The organism is Bradyrhizobium sp. CCBAU 11361 (genome assembly GCF_028128935.1).
Classification (GTDB): domain Bacteria; phylum Pseudomonadota; class Alphaproteobacteria; order Rhizobiales; family Xanthobacteraceae; genus Bradyrhizobium; species Bradyrhizobium niftali.
The window spans coordinates 16,832-33,155 of sequence record NZ_LBJZ01000013.1 but is presented as its reverse complement, the minus strand read 5'-3'; the positions used below and the strand labels follow the sequence as shown (position 1 = coordinate 33,155).

13 protein-coding genes are annotated in these 16,324 nt (G+C 65.1%); 8 read left to right on the top strand and 5 right to left on the bottom strand.

Features of this window, described 5'->3' with window-relative positions; genetic code table 11:
* Window positions 1-73 precede the first annotated feature (73 nt).
* Both XI08_RS05280 and XI08_RS05275 read right to left on the bottom strand, forming a co-directional pair.
* Window positions 74-2,173, bottom strand: coding sequence for a methyl-accepting chemotaxis protein (locus XI08_RS05280; RefSeq protein WP_271573638.1), 2,100 nt, complete (start codon window positions 2,171-2,173; stop codon window positions 74-76).
* Between the two features lie 143 nt (window positions 2,174-2,316).
* Complete coding sequence (locus XI08_RS05275; protein WP_256374887.1) at window positions 2,317-2,439, bottom strand: hypothetical protein; 123 nt, start codon at window positions 2,437-2,439, stop codon at window positions 2,317-2,319.
* Window positions 2,440-2,744: 305 nt separating this feature from the next.
* Between XI08_RS05275 and XI08_RS05270 the strand changes: the two genes are divergently transcribed.
* The 4 genes from XI08_RS05270 (at window position 2,745) to XI08_RS05255 (ending at window position 5,496) form a co-directional block, all read left to right on the top strand.
* On the top strand, window positions 2,745-2,882 hold the full coding sequence (locus tag XI08_RS05270) for a hypothetical protein (RefSeq protein ID WP_156149861.1): 138 nt from the start codon (window positions 2,745-2,747) through the stop codon (window positions 2,880-2,882).
* A 133-nt stretch (window positions 2,883-3,015) separates the two neighbouring features.
* Complete coding sequence (locus tag XI08_RS05265; protein ID WP_271573637.1) at window positions 3,016-4,140, top strand: lactonase family protein; 1,125 nt, start codon at window positions 3,016-3,018, stop codon at window positions 4,138-4,140.
* A 69-nt stretch (window positions 4,141-4,209) separates the two neighbouring features.
* Complete coding sequence (locus XI08_RS05260) at window positions 4,210-4,380, top strand: hypothetical protein (RefSeq protein ID WP_165448133.1); 171 nt, start codon at window positions 4,210-4,212, stop codon at window positions 4,378-4,380.
* Window positions 4,381-4,605: 225 nt separating this feature from the next.
* Entirely contained in the window at window positions 4,606-5,496 is an 891-nt protein-coding gene (locus tag XI08_RS05255; protein WP_027546776.1) for an efflux RND transporter periplasmic adaptor subunit, read from the top strand.
* A gap of 306 nt (window positions 5,497-5,802) precedes the next feature.
* Here the strand turns inward: XI08_RS05255 and XI08_RS05250 are convergent, their stop codons facing one another.
* On the bottom strand, window positions 5,803-6,651 hold the full coding sequence (locus tag XI08_RS05250) for a caspase family protein (protein ID WP_027546777.1): 849 nt from the start codon (window positions 6,649-6,651) through the stop codon (window positions 5,803-5,805).
* A gap of 426 nt (window positions 6,652-7,077) precedes the next feature.
* Between XI08_RS05250 and XI08_RS05245 the strand changes: the two genes are divergently transcribed.
* The 3 genes from XI08_RS05245 (at window position 7,078) to XI08_RS05235 (ending at window position 11,059) form a co-directional block, all read left to right on the top strand.
* Window positions 7,078-8,808 (top strand): hypothetical protein, encoded by a 1,731-nt coding sequence (locus tag XI08_RS05245; RefSeq protein WP_271573636.1) that lies wholly within the window; start codon window positions 7,078-7,080, stop codon window positions 8,806-8,808.
* Window positions 8,809-9,043: 235 nt separating this feature from the next.
* Complete coding sequence (locus XI08_RS05240; protein ID WP_271573635.1) at window positions 9,044-9,769, top strand: thermonuclease family protein; 726 nt, start codon at window positions 9,044-9,046, stop codon at window positions 9,767-9,769.
* A gap of 102 nt (window positions 9,770-9,871) precedes the next feature.
* Window positions 9,872-11,059 (top strand): pyridoxal-phosphate-dependent aminotransferase family protein, encoded by a 1,188-nt coding sequence (locus tag XI08_RS05235; RefSeq protein WP_271573634.1) that lies wholly within the window; start codon window positions 9,872-9,874, stop codon window positions 11,057-11,059.
* Window positions 11,060-11,234: 175 nt separating this feature from the next.
* On the opposite strand, the gene XI08_RS05230 is transcribed toward XI08_RS05235, so the two are convergent.
* Both XI08_RS05230 and XI08_RS05225 read right to left on the bottom strand, forming a co-directional pair.
* The gene (locus tag XI08_RS05230; RefSeq protein WP_271573633.1) at window positions 11,235-12,344 is read right to left on the bottom strand and encodes a hypothetical protein; all 1,110 of its coding nucleotides are present in this window, start codon (window positions 12,342-12,344) and stop codon (window positions 11,235-11,237) included.
* Window positions 12,344-13,780, bottom strand: coding sequence for an MBOAT family O-acyltransferase (locus XI08_RS05225; protein WP_271573632.1), 1,437 nt, complete (start codon window positions 13,778-13,780; stop codon window positions 12,344-12,346). Before XI08_RS05225 ends, XI08_RS05230 begins: the two co-directional genes overlap by 1 nt.
* Window positions 13,781-14,091: 311 nt before the next feature.
* Here XI08_RS05225 and XI08_RS05220 point away from each other — a divergent pair, with 311 nt between their 5' ends.
* Window positions 14,092-16,197, top strand: a complete 2,106-nt coding sequence (locus XI08_RS05220) for a S9 family peptidase (protein WP_271573631.1) — start codon at window positions 14,092-14,094, stop codon at window positions 16,195-16,197.
* Window positions 16,198-16,324: the final 127 nt, after the last annotated feature.

Sequence of the window (16,324 nt, the reverse complement as noted above, 5' to 3'; positions counted from 1 at the left end):
GTCAAGCTTCGTAGGGTGGGTTACGCTAGCGGACTGCGCTGCGCGCAGCCGCAGGCTAACGCACCCTACAGATCTACGCCGCCCTGAGATCGCCGACGAAGCCGTCGACGTCGCGCTTGAGATCGTCCGAGAGGCGCGCCAGCATCTTGGCGGAATCCAGCACCTCGCCGGCGGCGGCGCCGGTCTGGCCGGCGGCTTGCGAGACCCCGGAGATGTGGCGCGAGACCTCGTTGGTGCCTTGCGAGGCCTGCTGCACGTTGCGCGCGATCTCGCGGGTCGCGGCGCCCTGCTGCTCGACGGCCGCCGCGATCGCCGCCGCAATCTCGTTGACCCGCTGGATGGTGGAGCCGATCGATCGGATCGCGGTCACCGAGGACTGGGTTGCGCCCTGGATCGCGGCGACCTGGCCGGTGATCTCCTCGGTCGCCTTCGCGGTCTGCGTAGCGAGGTTCTTCACTTCGGATGCGACCACCGCAAAGCCGCGGCCGGCGTCGCCGGCGCGTGCGGCCTCGATAGTGGCATTGAGCGCGAGCAGATTGGTCTGCTCGGCAATGCCGGTGATCAGCGCGACGACGTCGCCGATGCGCTGCGCGGCATCGGCCAGCGCCTGCACCTCGGCATTGGTGCGGTCGGCTTCGGCCGAAGCGGCACCGGCAATGCTGGAGGATTCGGCGACCTGACGGCTGATCTCGCTGATCGAGGCCGAGAGCTGCTCGGTGGCGGCGGCAACCGTCTGCACATTGGAGGAGGCATCGCCCGAGAGGCTCGCGACCGAGGCCGCCTTAGACGAGCCCTGCTCGGCGGTTGACGACATCGACTGCGCGGTGGCGTTCAGCTCGCCGGAGGCCGAGGCCAGCGTGTGCAGCGATTCCGTCACGGTCTTCTCGAACTGTTCGATCAGTCGTTCGACGGCGAGCTGCCGCCGTTCCTTCTTTGCCTGCTCGGCGGCCTGTTCCTCGGCGAGGCGATCGCCGGTGATCATGTTCTCCCGGAACACGGACACCGCGCGCGACATTTCCCCGATCTCGTCGCCGCGCTCGATGCCGGCGAGCTCGATCGCATAGTCGCGCTCGGCAAGGGAGCGCATCGCCCGCGTCAGCTTGCGGATCGGCGCGCTGACGCGGCGATTGACGAGGATGAAGCCGAACACCGTGATGGCGAGCGCGACCAGCATCATCCCGCCATTGAGCGCCAGGCTCCATTTCGCCGATGTCATCTGCTGCTCGGCGCGGGCGACCATTTCCGCGAGCGCGACCTGGCCGGCCTCGACGCTGTAGCCGAGAATGGCGGTGTTGAGCTTCGACAGGTCCTCGATCTTGATGTCGATGGTCTGGTTGTTGCTGAGCGCCTTGATGAAGCCCTGCTGGCGCTCGGTCATGGCGGCGGCATCGCCCTGCTTCGAGCGCGCGATCACGTCAGTGAGCCTTGCGGGAGCGTCGGGGCGGCCGGCGACATCCAGCACCTGGCTCCAGGCCTGCTTGGCGCGGCCGGTATCCTCGGCGGCGCCGACCATGTCGGCGGCGCTCCAGGGCTTGCCGCTCGCGGCCGCGGCTTCCAGACGGATGGCGACGAAGCCGCCGAAATTGCGCGCGGCCCAGGCCGACTGTTTTACGCCCAGGAGATGATCGACCACGGGATCCGTGAGCTTGAGCGCGTTCTCGAGCTCGGCCGTCAGCGCCAGAATGGCATCGAGATAATCCTGCGCCGCTTTGCGGAATTCGTCGCCGACCTTTGCGTCACGCTCCGCCTTCGCCTGGTGGATGGCCGTTTCCGCCTTGGGTCGCAGCGGCATGAGCGCGTCATGGACCGCGACGAGCTTGCTCATGGCACCGGCAAGGCGGGAATCCGCCACGCCATCGAGACGCTCGAGCACGCTTTTGTAGGCGACTTCCGACAACTGCCGGTTGGTGGCGATGCGGTTATCGGCATTGGCATTGGCGGGAGCTTCCGCAACCAGTGCCGACAGGAAGGTGCCGCGTTCGAGGCGGAAGCCGAGCAGGGTCGCAAACAGCTGCTGGTCGGTGCTGGCGAAACGTTCGACCTTCTGCGCGGCGCCGTTGCGCTCGATCGCCGCAAAAAGTCCGGTTGCGAGCTGCCCGATCAGAAACAGGCCAAGGACGCCGATGATGGCGCCGAGAACCGAGCGGATGGAGGGATTGCCGAACAATGCCATGGTGAGCGCCGCATCTCCGAAAAAGATGCAGAAAAATACCGGTCCAGCCCTAAGATTTGGTTCACCAAACCTGTGAGCGCCCACGGCGCGCGCGACAGGCTCCGTTGAACTACGGAGATGAGGGGCTCAGGCGGAGTGAAAGCTCATTTCGCCTGCCGTGCCGCCCGGATCTCGACGAACTCGGCGTCGGGATGCGTGACGATGGTGGTGAACATGATGCCGCTGATGATCAGCGACCAGGCGGTGTCCCAATAAATCCAAAACACGTGCCAGCCTCCGTTTTGGCGTCCTCCGCCCGCGAGATCAGGGGTAACGGCGGGAGGGGGGCTGCCGTTCCTAGCGATCAGGTGGCCGGGCCTGCGGCCTGAGATTGAGCAGATGAAACGCAGCGCCGTTCAAGTTTGTCGGAGAGACCTTGCGATCGGTTTAACCGGTGTGGCGCTTTGCCACGACATCTTCATCCCGCGGGCCCTTCCATCCCCTTGGGCTGTGAACGAGTTCATAGAGTCGTCGCCGTTTGCAGTGCACGATGGCCGCGCGCCCCCAACTTTCGACGGACGGATTTGGCCTGATGCGCAAACGACTCGTCGCCTGGACCATCCTGACCTCGGCCTTGCTCGCGGTCGTCGTGTGGACCGTGCTCGGACCGCCCGACCATCCGGCCGGCCCGAATCTGCACTTCCGCAACCTGACGGCCGCGGTGCGGTAGCCGCCTTCGGCGCAACGCAACCGATGCAATTTCGGCATCGATCGATCTCATTTGGAATTTGGTGCGGCGAGGCGCCTGCCGCTATCCTCTGCGACAAAACGACAAGGCCGCACCGGCCCCGAGGAGAACGCCCATGCCGAGACCGACAGGCTGCATCGCATCCATAACGCCCCGCGCTGCGATCGCCACCACCCTCGCCTTCCTTGCCCTCATTTCAGGAGTTCGCGCCGGCATGGCCGAGACCTTCGCCTATGTCGGCAATGCCGACAGCAACGACATCAGCGTGTTCAAGCTGTCCGAAAGCGGCGAGATGACACCGGTGCAGACCGCCGCCTTCAAGGGCGTCGAGAAGCCGGGCTCCTCGACGCCGCTCGCGATCACACCCGACCACCGCGTGCTGATTGCCGGCGTCCGCTCGCAGCCGTTCCAGGCGGTGAGTTTTGCGATCGACCCCAAGACGGGCCAGCTCAGCCCTATCGGCAACGGTCCGCTCGCCGACAGCATGGCGTACATCGCAACCGACCGCGGCGGCAAGGTCCTGTTCAGCGCCTCTTACGGCGGCAACAAGGTCGCGCTGAATCCGCTTTCCGCGAACGGCGTCGTGGGCGAGCCGAAACAGGTGATCCCGACCGGGCTGAACGCGCACGCCTTCCTGCCCTCGCCCGACAACCGCTTCGTGTTCGCGACCAATCTCGGCTCCGACCAGGTGCTGAGCTTCGCGTTCGACGCCACGGCGGGCACGCTGACGCCGAGCGATCCACCAGCCTACAAGGTGCCGGAAAAATCGGGGCCGCGGCACTTCGTGTTCCACCCGGGCGGCAAGTTCGTCTACCTCATCCACGAGCTGAACGGCGATGTCGCTGCTTTCACCTATGAGGCCAAGAGCGGCGCATGGAACGAGATCCAGCGCACCACCGCACTGCCGGAGGGATTTAATGGGAAACCCTGGGCCGCCGACATCCACATCACCCCGGACGGGCGCTTCCTCTACGCCTCCGAGCGCACGACCAATACGCTCACCGCCTACAAGGTCGATCCGACCAGCGGCAAGCTGACCACGGTCGGCAGCGTGCCGACCGAGAAGCAGCCGCGCGGCTTCAATATCGATCCGTCCAGCCGCTACCTCGCCGCGGTCGGCGAGCTGTCCGACGGCATGACGGTCTATGCCATTGACCAGAGCAGCGGCGCACTCAGCAAGCTGAAATCCTACCCCACCGGCAAGAAGCCGAACTGGGTGGAGTTCCTGAGCCTGCCGTGAGGGGACCGCGGCCGACCTAAGTAATCATCCGTAATTCCAAAGTCCGGGCCTTGGCATCATATGACGGGGATGGACCGTCATATTGTCTTCAAGTGCCCCCAGACCGGCATGAACGTGCAGCATCGGCTTGGCGACGAGCCGGCCGACCGCACGCACGTTTCCGTGCCCTGCCCGGCCTGTACGCGGCTGCATCTGATCGACCGTTCCTCCGGCAAGCTGCTCGGAGATCGCCGAAGCTGACCGGCAGCTCGCAGACGAACCGCTGCATCCGATCTCGAACCGCAAGCTGTGCGGCCACGGCGGCCGGTCGGACGACGAGCGAACCTGTTCCCCAATCCCGCGACTAATCAAAGACTTGCCGCGGCAGCCCGGGCGGCGCGGCATCCCGCTTTGGGACAACGCTGCGGTAGTCCGGGCCGCTGCCATCTGCTATCGATTGGAGGCATAGCCCCCGTGGAATTTCCGATGCGCCCTTTGCCCCGTGCCGTTGTTCGAAGCCTGTTTCCCGCCGCCATCGCCGGAGTGCTCGTCTTCGGCCAATATCCGGCCGGAGCCGCCGATGACGACGCGCCCAAGGGGCCGGCCGTCACGGTGCTGAAAGTCGCAAAATCCTGCTTCTCCGACATCGTCGAGGCCACCGGCACGATCATCGCGCGCGAGGAAACGTCCGTGCGGCCCGAGCGTCCCGGCCTGAAGGTGACGGAAGTGCTGGCGGAGGCCGGCGAGACCACCACCGCCGGCCAGGTGCTGGCGCGCCTCGCGCTGCCCGAGGGCGGCACACTTCAGGTCACCGCGCCAGTGGCGGGCGTGATCGCCACCTCGACCGCGCAGATCGGCAACCTCGCCTCGGCCAAGGGCGAGGCGCTGTTCACGATCGTGGCGCGCAGCGAATACGATCTCGTCGGCCTCGTGGCGACGACCGACGTGCGCAAGCTCGCAGTCGGTCAGCAGGCGACCGTGCGGATCGCCGGCGCCGGCGACATCGACGGCAAGGTGCGCCGCATCGGGCCGACCATCGAGCCGAACATCCAGCAGGGCATGGTCTATATCGGCATCTCCTCGCAGAAGCGGCTGCTGCTGAACGCAAGCGGCCGCGCACTGATCAAGACCGGGCAGAGCTGCAACGTCGCGGTGCCGCTGACCTCCGTGCAATATTCGTCCGCCGGCACCGTGGTGCAGGTGATCCGCCGCAACCGCGTCGAGACCAAGCGCGTCGAGATCGGTCTGATGTCGGGCGGCAATATCGAGGTCCGCGACGGCCTCAACGAAGGCGATGTCGTCGTCGCCCGCGCCGGCGCCCTCCTGCGCGAAGGCGATCCGGTGCGCCCGGTGATGGCCGCGGAAGCGGCGAAGTAGGTCTCGCCTCAACCGTCATTGCGAGGAGCCCGCGACAAAATTGCGAAGCAATTTTGCGCTGGTGCGACGAAGCAATCCAGAATCTTTCCGCGGAAAGATTCTGGATTGCTTCGCGGAGCCTGTCATCGGGCCGCGCTTCGCGCGGACCCGTTGGCTCGCAATGACGATGTGGGGGCAGATGTGCGTTACACACGCATATCGTAGGGTGGATTAGCCGAAGGCGTAATCCACCTCTTTGCTTTCCGCTCTGAGAGAGAAGTGGTGGATTACGCTTCGCTAATCCACCCTACAGTCGCCGGGAAAAACCTAGCCGCCGGCTTCGCCGAAATGGACGTCTTCGAGCAGCGAGGAGGAGACGGTCGGGACCTGGTCGCCTTCGGAGGCGCGGGAGATGGCGACCCGGGTCTTGTTGAAGGCGCTTTCGGCGCTGCCCTGCGTCGTGAGGTTGCCGAGAAGCTCGCTGACCAGCACGCTGTGCTCGCCCTTGCCGTCGTCGACGACCTTGCCGGGCGAAGCGGAGGAGAGGATCAGCGCATTGTCGGGCGTGCCGATCGGCGCGAGGCCGTGGCTGTAGGAGCGGAAGCGGCGCTCATAGGGGTTACGGCGCGAGGCGTCGACGACGACGAGCTTGGCCTTGGCGCCCTGCTCCTTCATCATGTCGAGCACGCCGTCGATGGAGACGCCCTGGCGGCGGACGTCGCTTTCCTTCCAGATCACGGCGTCGACCGGCAGCATGTAGCTCTGGCGGCCGGCCTGTACGCCGAAGCCGCCGAAGAACAGCATGACGACGGTGTCGCGCTTGATCCGGGACTTCAGGCGGTTGACGGCGCGGACCATGTCATCCTTGGTCGCGTCTTCCACCATGTCGACGTCAAAGCCGTTCTTGCGCAGGGTCGAGGACAGCGCGCGGGCGTCGTTGATCGACTGCGTCAGCGGCGCGCTGGCGTCGGGATAATGTCCATTGCCGATGACGAGCGCGAGCCGGGAGGTCTGGCCGATCGAGCCGGTGACCTGGTCGGTCGTAACAGCCTTGGCGGCATCGAGCGCGCGCATGTTGAGGGCAGCATGGGCGCCGATCACGAGCGAGACCGTGCCGATGAGGGCTGCGGCCACCGCAATCGTGCGTCGGGAAATGTCGAGCTGCCTTACATTCATCTCGCTTCATTCCTGTCAGTGCCAAAGATCAGCCAAGCGCGCGCACACAGGTTGAGTAGCGCGATAGCGTCTTTAGGTTTGAGGGATTGGCCGGGGGAGTGCCCCCGAATTGCGCGCAATTTGCGGCGCCGCACCAAACAAACCTTTAACGGGATATAGTGTGTCCGGCAATAGATTGCCCAAAATTTGAGCTAAGTCGCTGAAGATGTTAGTTAATTCCATGACCTGGATTTCTCCTGGTTTTGCGTTCCCGTAGCCCTTCCGGGGCCTGATCATGCAGCCCTCGTGCCGGTTTTTCCGTGACCGCTATCACATTTGTATTTCCTGCGAATCCGGGTAGCTTTTTCAAAGACTTGCAGGGGGTGGTGCGCGGATGGGAACCGCACCGGCCGGCCCCCGACCAGGGGCCCCGCGACCAGGTATTTCATGAGCTTTCATTATTTTGCCGGCGCCGCCTGCCGGGCGCTGACGGCGCGGAAGGACGGCCCCTCGCTTTACGACGTCTGCGATCCCGTGCTGGCGGGTGCAACCAGCGGCGATCCGCATCTGGCCAAATTCTACAAGACCGCGCTCGGCAATCCCGCATTGCGGATACTGCTCCGCCGCGCCGGGCTGCCCGAGTTGCGCGACGAGGCGAAGCTGACCCGGCTTCGCACGGCGCTGGCGGGGGCGCGCGACGAAGCCGAGCCGGACTGGGCGGCAATAGGCCAGCCCGTGGCCGATCTCGTCGACAGCATCACGCTCGACCATCCCAGGCCGCCGCCGGCGCTGTTCGTCGCCGCCATGCCGCAAGCTTCACAGATCGACGGCGTGATCCGCGACTGTGCGCAGCACCTGCTCGGCTCGTACCGCAAGAACGGCTTCCTGCCAACCTATGCCGCCTTCAACCTGATCGGCGACCCTGATTTCCGCGGACGCGAGCTGACCATGGCGCTCACGGGGTTGAACGCGCGCGGCTACAAGAACTCCTCGCTGCTGTTCAACCTCGCCCGTGTCTTCATCGCGCGATCGAAGGCAGCCGCCGTGATCAATCCGCCCTGGACCGGCATTGCCGAGCCGATGTGGGAGCCGATGCAGATCCGCCACCGCTCGGCCTATTACGATGCCTTCTTCATCGAGGCGCTGCTGAGCTTCGTCGAAACCGGGCTCGCTTCGCCGGCCGACAAGACGGCAGCAGAGCGCGCGATCGCCGACATGGTCGATTTCTGCGTCAACATCAGCCGCGAGGAGGTCGAGGGCACCGACGGCGCGCGCTTCAACGTCATCACCGCGCTCGCGCCTGCGCCCCATCCGCGCTTTTCGCGCTTCTTCGCCCAGATCAAGCAGGATCTCGGCTTCGGCATCTACGTGCCGGATTGCGACACCACGGCCTGCTCGATCTCCGCGGCGACGCAGGCCGGCTGCACCGATCCGATCATCGACCAGCCGCTGCTGGATTTCTACAGCGGTTACCAGGTGCTCGCCGGCGTCAACGAGCCGCGCGTGACCGTGCCGCTCAACGACAACATCGACTACGAGGGCGGGGTCGCGACCTGGATCGACAATCTCAAGGGCGAGCGTCCCTACGGCAACGATCTCGATCCGACGCTCAATCTCGACATTCTCGAGGTCAGCTTCCGCAATTTGGCGCGCTGGAAGATCCTGGAGACGCCGGCGCGGCTGGCGACCGTGCATCGCATCATCGGCTTCCAGAAGCGGCTGGCATCAAGCGGCGCCTTCGCCAATCCGCGCTCGCACATCTATTACCTGCCGGAACTCTACAGCGCCTATTTCGGCCGCTGCTATGCCGCCTTCCTGGCGCTGCCGCTGGCGGCGCAGGCGGCGATCGATCCGGACGGCGACTTCGATTTCATCCGCCACCGCGTGCTCTCCTACGTCAAGGGCGAGCTGATGGCCGCGGAGATGAACGTGTTCGACGCGGCGCTGGCGCTGATCGCCCTCGGTCATCTCGGCGCCGACCCGCGCGCCTTCGCGCCGGCACTCAACGTCATCGTCGCGAGCCTCGGCGAAGGCGGCCGCCGCGGCCCGTTCCGCGCCTATGAATGGAACAAGATGAAGACGCCGACGCGGATCCTGGTCGGTGGCCCTGAGGTGACGTCGGCGTTCGTGCTGATGGGGCTGGCGGTGGCGAAGCGGGCGATGGCTGGGCGGGGGTAGGCTTCGTAGGGTGGGTTAGCGAAGCGTAACCCACCACTTCTGTCGCTGTAGAGACCAAAGAGGTGGGTTACGCCGAGCGACTGCGCTTCGCGCAGCGCGGGGCTAACCCACCCTACGTCCGTCATTCAATGACAGGAAGTTGAAAGCCCATCCGTTAGGCATATGCTGGCCGGATGGCCAAAAGCCGACCACAATTGCGGGGTCTATCGCGATTTTCCTGAACACGCGGACCGGCATGTTGCGAAAATTCCTGATTGCGCTGTCTTTGCTCGCCTTGCCGTCGCTGGCGCAGGCCGCCGACATCACCGGCACGGCGAAGGTCCACGACGGCGATTCCGTCGTGATCGGCAACACGAGGATCCGGCTCGGCGGCATCGACGCGCCGTCGTCCGACCAGCTCTGCCTCAACACCAATACCGAGCGCTGGACCTGCGGGATCGCGGCGCGCGACGAGCTCGCCAAATACACCGAGGGCAAGAACTGGGTCTGTCATACCCGCGCGATCGACCGGCGCGGCCGCACCGTGGCGCGCTGCGAGGTCGGCGGCGAGGACATCCAGAAATGGCTGGTGCGCAGCGGCTGGGCGCTGTCCTACACCCGCGTTTCGCACGATTACGACGCCGACGAGGCTGCCGCGCGTGAGGCCAAAGCCGGCATGTGGCAAGGCGCCTTCATTGCGCCCTGGGACTGGCGCGTGCGCAACAAGAAGACGACGATATTGGGTGCCACCAAGCCGCCCGACGGGGCGCATTCGGTGCTGCTTGCCTCGGCCTCGGGGCCGGTCGCGCCCTCGCCCGACTGCACCATCAAGGGCAACGTCAACAGCGCCGGCGAATGCATCTATCACCCGCCGACCAGCCGCTGGTACACCCAGATCAAGATGAAGATCAGCAAGGGCACCCGCTGGTTCTGCTCGGTGGAGGAGGCGGAAGCCGCCGGTTGTCGGGAGACCAAAAGATAACCCAGCCCTGCATTTTGCGTGCTTTTCTTGCATCGCAGCAGCGCGTAAAAGTATGATTCAGCGACCCACCAGCCTGTTCTCAAGCAACAAGGACCAACAGCAATGACCGTTCGCGCGGGCCGGGAGTTTCTGGCCATCCCCGGGCCCACCAACATGCCCGACGAGGTGCTGCGGGCGATGCATCGTCCGGCGATCGACATCTACTCCCAAGAGATGCTCGATCTGACCGAGAGCCTGCTCGGTGACATCTCGAAGCTGTTTGCGACCAAGGGCAAGTCCTACATCTACATCGCCAACGGGCACGGCGCCTGGGAAGCGGCGCTGAGCAACGTGCTGTCGCGTGGCGACAAGGTGCTGGTGCTGGAGAGCGGACGTTTCGCAATCGGCTGGGGCAATGCAGCCGCGCTGATGGGTGCCGAGGTCGAGGTGCTCAAGGGCGACTGGCGCCGCGCGGTGCGGCCGCACGAGGTCGAGGAGCGCCTGCGCCGCGACAAGGAGCACACCATCAAGGCCGTCGTCGTCGTCCAGGTCGACACCGCCTCGGGCGTGCAGAACGACATCGAGGCGATCGGCAAGGCGATCAAGGCGAGCGGACACCCCGCGCTGTACATGGTCGACACCGTCGCCTCGCTCGGCTGCATGCCGTACGAGATGGACAAATGGGGCGTCGACGTCACGATGTCCGGCTCGCAGAAGGGCCTGATGACGCCGCCCGGCCTCGGCTTCGTCGCCGCCAACGCGCGCGCGCTCGAAGTGCACAAGAAGGCGAACATGTCGACGCCCTATTGGAGCTGGAGCGAGCGCGAGGGCACCGAGAACTACCGCAAATATGCCGGCACCGCGCCGGTGCATCTGTTGTTCGCGCTGCGCAAGGCGATCGACCTGCTGCACGAGGAAGGGCTTGAAAACGCCTTCCGCCGCCACAGCCTGCTCGGCGAAGCCGCGCGGCGTGCGGTCTCAGCCTGGTCGGAAGGCCAGGTGCTCGGCTTCAACGTCGCCGAGGCCAGCGAGCGCTCCAACACCGTGACCACGGTGACCATGAACAACGGCCACGATCCCGCAGTGCTGCAAAGCTATTGCAAGGAGAAGTGCGGCGTCGTGCTCGGCACCGGCATCGGCGATCTCTCGGGACAAGCCTTCCGCATCGCCCATATGGGCCATGTCAACGCGCCGATGCTGCTCGGCACGCTCGGGGTGATCGAGATCGGCCTCAACGCGCTGAAGATCCCGCACGGCAAGGGCGGGCTGGAGGCAGCGGTTTCGTATCTCGGCGAAGAGGTGGCGGCGTAGGCGCAAGCTTGCGCCTAACCCTCCGCTGTCGTCCCGGCGAAAGCCGGGACCCATACCGCGTGATCTATCGATTGGGCACGGTCGCAGTACCGGCCTTTTCACTGCGAGTCTTCGCCAAACCACTTCCTGTGGTTATGGGTCCCGGCCTTCGCCGGGACGACAGCGGAGTGTTTGGCTACGGCTGTCGCACCCGATACGCCTCGACCTGCGCCTTCAGCTCCTCCAGCGACGCGGTCGGCTTGTTGGGATCGACCCGGTATTCCCCGCTCGCCAGCCACTTCAGCACCATTGCATCGATGACCGGCGAATGGTGGATGACGTCGCCGTAATTGTTGAGGTCGTGGGTCACCGCCTTGATCGCGCGGAAATCGTGGAGGCGCACGTTGGGAAGCTGCGTCAGGCGCTGCGCGACGAGGGCCGTGAGATCGGTGACGATCTTCAGCGTCGCCGGTGAGGCATCGCGCATCGCGACGAATTGCAGGATCGAATAAGGCGGGAAGTAAATGTCGAAGGTCACGTCCGGATGGCGCGTGATCAGGCCGACGGCGTCGCGCTCGAAATGCCGGACCATGGCGCCATAGCCGTAGCCCTCGCCGAGAAAGCTGCTGCGCACGGGATCGGTGATGTAGGCGAAGGCGGCGCGCGTCCTCTCCGCGCTGTAGGCGCGCGCGACGTCGAAATCCCGTGGCAGCGCGTAGATGTCGTCGACGTCGAACAGCGCGAACTTGACGGGGAGAAGCGGTGCCGCACGGGTCAGCGGCTCCCGCAGCGGCGGAATCGACCGCAGCAGCGCGAACAGGGATTCCTTCGCCATGGCGGCGTTGAACAGATAGGCCGCGATCCCCTTGGCCGTCCTCCGGTAGAGATCGACGGACAGATAGGGATCGGCCTCGATGCCGGCCGCATCGACAAAGCTAAAATCGTCCATCGCCCAGATCACGCGCCGGGCGCCGCGATCGATCGCCTGCTCCAGCACGAAGCCCTGCTGGCGCGAGTTGGACCCGGTCATCGCCAGCTTGAGCGAACGGACGCCGAGCGCGCGGTCGATGTCGCTCTGGCGGAAATGGATCGCGAGCGAGGTGCCGATGAAGGCGGTATCGAACGACTGGCTGCGGATCAGCCCGGCATTCTGCATGCGCGTGTCGTCGGAATAGAAGGGCGCGATGAGGCGCGACGGGCGGAACAGCTGCAGGGGATCGACGGCAAAAGTCAGCGCCGCGGCGCCCAGCACGCACGCGACGCTCGCAAGGAGAAGACGCCTCACGCTGGTGAACGATCCCCGCATCAGAACCTGAAATAGATGAATTCGCTGTGGCTCTGGATGCCCAGGATCCCGAACGCGAGCACGAGCGATGCCCCATAGAGGACCAGCGGCCGCATGCGCCCTGCCCGCAAACTCTCGCCGACCCTGCGGTTGCCGTGATCGTAGCCCATGATTGCTTGCGTGCTCGGCGCCAGCCACACCAGTGCCGCATAGATCGTGACCTGCACCAGCGCCGCGATCTCCTCGCGGCCGAGGACGATGTTCAAGGGATCAGCCATGGCACTGGTGATCCGCAAGGCCCAATCGACCCGCTCGGCGCGAAAGAACACCCAGGCGACGACGACGGCCAGGAAGGTCAGCACGGCCCCAAGGATGCGGACCGGGCGCGCGAGAGGCGACGGGATGGCCGGCACCAGCGCGTTGAAGGCGTGATTGATGCAGAGATAGGCGCCGTGCAGCGCGCCCCACACCACGAACGTCCAGGCCGCGCCGTGCCAGAGCCCGCCGAGCAGCATCGTGATCATCAAATTGACGTAGCGCAGCGCACGGCCGCGGCGATTGCCGCCGAGCGGGATGTAGAGATAGTCGCGCAAAAATTGCGACAGCGTCATGTGCCAGCGGCGCCAGAACTCGACGATGCTGGTGGCCTTGTACGGCGAGTTGAAGTTGACGGGCAGGAAGATGCCGAACATCAGGGATATCCCGATCGCCATGTCGGAATAGCCGGAGAAGTCGAAATAGAGCTGGAACGTGTAGGCGAGCGCACCGAGCCAGGCCTGGTCGAAGCTCGGCGAACGGGCGTCGAAGGCGAGCGCAACCAGGGGCTGGATGCCGTCGGCGAGACAGGTCTTCTTGAACAGGCCGATGGCGAAGATGATGATTCCGCACAGGATCAGATGCGCGTGCGGATGCTTGGACTCCTCCTGCTCGAATTGCGGGATCATGTCCTTGTGGTGGAGGATCGGCCCCGCGATCAGATGCGGAAAATAGGTCACGAACAGCGCGTAGTGCGGCAGCGCGTAGGCCGCGACCTGGCCGCGAAAGGCATCGACCAGGAACGCAATCTGGGTGAAGGTGTAGAAGGAGACGCCGACTGGCAGCAGGATGTGGACCGCGACATGCGTGCCGAGCAGCGCATTGAGATTGTCGGCGGCAAAGCCCGCATATTTGAAAATGCCGAGCACGAGAAGGTCGCCGGCGACACCAAAAACAAGCGCCGCCCGGCGCTGCATTGGCGCGAGCTCCGCCGCGATCAGGAGGTAGCCGATGCCGTAGTTGAAGGCGATCGACGCCAGCAACAGCGCGACAAACTGCCAACTGCCGATGGCGTAGAAGGCGAGCGAGGCGGCCGCCAGCCAGATCACCGGGGTCAGATTGCTGCGCCGCCCGAGCCAGAAGTACCCGGCCAGCACGGCCGGCAGGAACAGCAGGATGAACGGGTAGGAATTGAACAGCATCAGGCTGGACCGGCGGCGGGGACATGGCCACTAAAGGACCTGGCCACTAAAGGACTTTGCTACTAAAGGACTTGGCCCCTAAAGCATACAAGGGGCCGATCAACAACCCGGCGACTTGGCGCAGTCCTTGGCGCAGCCGCGCTGGCAATTCATGCGCTCGTCGCCATATGATGCGCGACACGCCGCCGTCTACGGCCGTCATTGCCGGGCTTGCCCCGGCAATCCATCGCTCAAGAATTCGTCTTTGATGGATGCGCGGGTCAAGCCCGCGCATGACGAGATGGGTTCCGGTGAGACGCAATGAGGATCGAGTGACACAAGCCAAGACACCTTCCCAGCCCCCCGTCGCCCCGCGCCGGCCGCACAGCTTCACCCGGCACGGGATCACCGTGACCGACGACTATGCCTGGCTGAAGGACGAGAAATGGCAGGAGGTGCTGCGCGACCCCAAGGTGCTCGATCCCGACATCCGCAAATATCTGGATGAAGAGAACGGCTACACCGAGAGCTTGCTCGGCCATACCGCCGCGCTGCAGAAGACGCTGGTGCGCGAGATGCGCGGCCGGATCAAGGAGGACGATTCCAGCGTGCCGTCGCCGGACGGGGCGTTCGCCTATTTCCGCAGGTTTCGCGAGGGCGGGCAGCACGAGCTGTTCGGCCGCATGCCGCGCGAGGGCGGCGATGGCCATATCGTGCTCGACGGCGATGCGCTCGCCAAGGACCACAAATATTTCAAGTTCGGCGGCAGCCGGCATTCGCCCGATCACAAGCTGCAAGCCTGGAGCGCGGACACCAAGGGCTCCGAATATTTTTCGATCCGCGTGCGCGACTGGGCGACGGGGAAGGACTTTGACGACCTCGTCGAGGAGACCGACGGCGGTATCGTCTGGAGCAAGGACGCGAAAAGCTTCTTCTATGTGAAGCTCGACGACAATCACCGCCCGATGCAGGTGTGGCGGCACCGGCTGGGGACGAAACAGGCCGACGACACCCTCGTCTATGAGGAGCAGGATTCCGGCTGGTTCACCCATCTGCACGAGAGCACCAGCGGCCGCTTCTGCGTGATCGCGGGCGGCGATCACGAGACCTCCGAGCAGCGGCTGATCGATCTCGAAAGCCCCGATACGCCGCCGCGCCTCGTCGCGGCGCGCGAGGAAGGCGTGCAATATTCGCTCGCCGACCGCGGCGATCAGCTCTTCATCCTCACCAATGCCGATGACGCCATCGACTTCAAGATCGTCACCGCGCCGCTCGCCTCGCCCGAGCGCAAGAACTGGCGCGACCTGATTCCGTATCGTCCGGGCATCTACATCATCGACCTCGATCTCTATGCCGGCCATCTGGTGCGGCTGGAGCGCGCCAATGCGCTGCCGGCGATCGTGATCCGCGATCTCGCGACGGACGAGGAGCACGCCATCGCCTTCGACGAAGCGGCCTATTCGCTCGATACGATGGGTTCCTACGAGTTCGAGACGACGAATTTACGGTTCGCCTATTCGTCGATGACGACGCCGTCGGAGGTCTATGATTACGACATGGCCAAGCGCACGCGGACCTTGCGCAAGCGCCAGGAGATCCCGTCCGGCCACAATGCGGCCGACTACGTCACCACGCGCATCATGGCGAAGGCGCAGGACGGCGCCGAGGTGCCGGTCTCGATCCTCTATCGCCGCGGGCTGAAGCTCGACGGATCGGCACCGCTCCTGCTCTACGGCTACGGCTCCTATGGCATGGCGATGCCGGCCTCGTTCAGCGCCAACCGCCTGTCGCTGGTCGATCGCGGTTTCGTCTACGCCATCGCCCATATCCGCGGCGGCGCCGACAAGGGCTGGGGCTGGTATCTCGACGGCAAGCGCGAGAAGAAGACGAATTCGTTCGACGATTTCGCCGCCAGCGCCCGTGCCCTGATCGACGCCAGGTACACGAGCGCAAAGCGCATCGTCGGCCATGGCGGCTCGGCCGGCGGCATGCTGATGGGCGCGGTGGCGAACCGCGCCGGCGAGCTGTTCGCCGGCATCGTCGCCGAAGTGCCGTTCGTGGACGTGCTCAACACCATGCTCGACGACACGCTGCCGCTGACGCCGCCGGAATGGCCGGAATGGGGCAACCCGATCGAGAGCGAAAAGGATTTTCGCACCATCCTGTCCTACTCGCCCTACGACAATGTCGCGGCGAAGGATTATCCGGCGATCCTGGCCATGGGCGGATTGACCGATCCGCGCGTCACCTATTGGGAGCCCGCCAAATGGATCGCGCGCCTGCGCGCCACCATGCGCGGCGGCGGCCCGGTGCTGCTGCGCACCAACATGGGCGCCGGCCACGGCGGTGCCTCTGGGCGCTTCGACCGTCTCGACGAAGTCGCGATCGTCTATGCGTTCGCGCTGTGGGCGGCGGGGATGGCGGAGGCCGGGGTGTAGCCACACCCACCGCTGTCGTCCCTGCGAACGCAGGGACCTATACCGCGTGATCTATCGATGGAACGCAGGTAGCAGTACCGCGGGAGGATTTCTTAACTGCGAGTCTTCGCCAAACCACTCCCTGTGG

Excerpts from the sequence above, each read along its gene's own strand:
- XI08_RS05270 (WP_156149861.1), top strand. The coding sequence starts at position 2,745 with ATGCGCAAACGACTCGTCGCCTGGACCATCCTGACCTCGGCCTTGCTC.
- XI08_RS05260 (WP_165448133.1), top strand. The coding sequence starts at position 4,210 with ATGGACCGTCATATTGTCTTCAAGTGCCCCCAGACCGGCATGAACGTG.
- XI08_RS05255 (WP_027546776.1), top strand. The coding sequence starts at position 4,606 with ATGCGCCCTTTGCCCCGTGCCGTTGTTCGAAGCCTGTTTCCCGCCGCC.
- XI08_RS05240 (WP_271573635.1), top strand. The coding sequence starts at position 9,044 with ATGTTGCGAAAATTCCTGATTGCGCTGTCTTTGCTCGCCTTGCCGTCG.
- XI08_RS05230 (WP_271573633.1), bottom strand. The coding sequence starts at position 12,344 with ATGCGGGGATCGTTCACCAGCGTGAGGCGTCTTCTCCTTGCGAGCGTC.
- XI08_RS05225 (WP_271573632.1), bottom strand. The coding sequence starts at position 13,780 with ATGCTGTTCAATTCCTACCCGTTCATCCTGCTGTTCCTGCCGGCCGTG.
- XI08_RS05245 (WP_271573636.1), top strand. The coding sequence starts at position 7,078 with ATGAGCTTTCATTATTTTGCCGGCGCCGCCTGCCGGGCGCTGACGGCG.
- XI08_RS05280 (WP_271573638.1), bottom strand. The coding sequence starts at position 2,173 with ATGGCATTGTTCGGCAATCCCTCCATCCGCTCGGTTCTCGGCGCCATC.
- XI08_RS05250 (WP_027546777.1), bottom strand. The coding sequence starts at position 6,651 with ATGAATGTAAGGCAGCTCGACATTTCCCGACGCACGATTGCGGTGGCC.
- XI08_RS05265 (WP_271573637.1), top strand. The coding sequence starts at position 3,016 with ATGCCGAGACCGACAGGCTGCATCGCATCCATAACGCCCCGCGCTGCG.
- XI08_RS05235 (WP_271573634.1), top strand. The coding sequence starts at position 9,872 with ATGACCGTTCGCGCGGGCCGGGAGTTTCTGGCCATCCCCGGGCCCACC.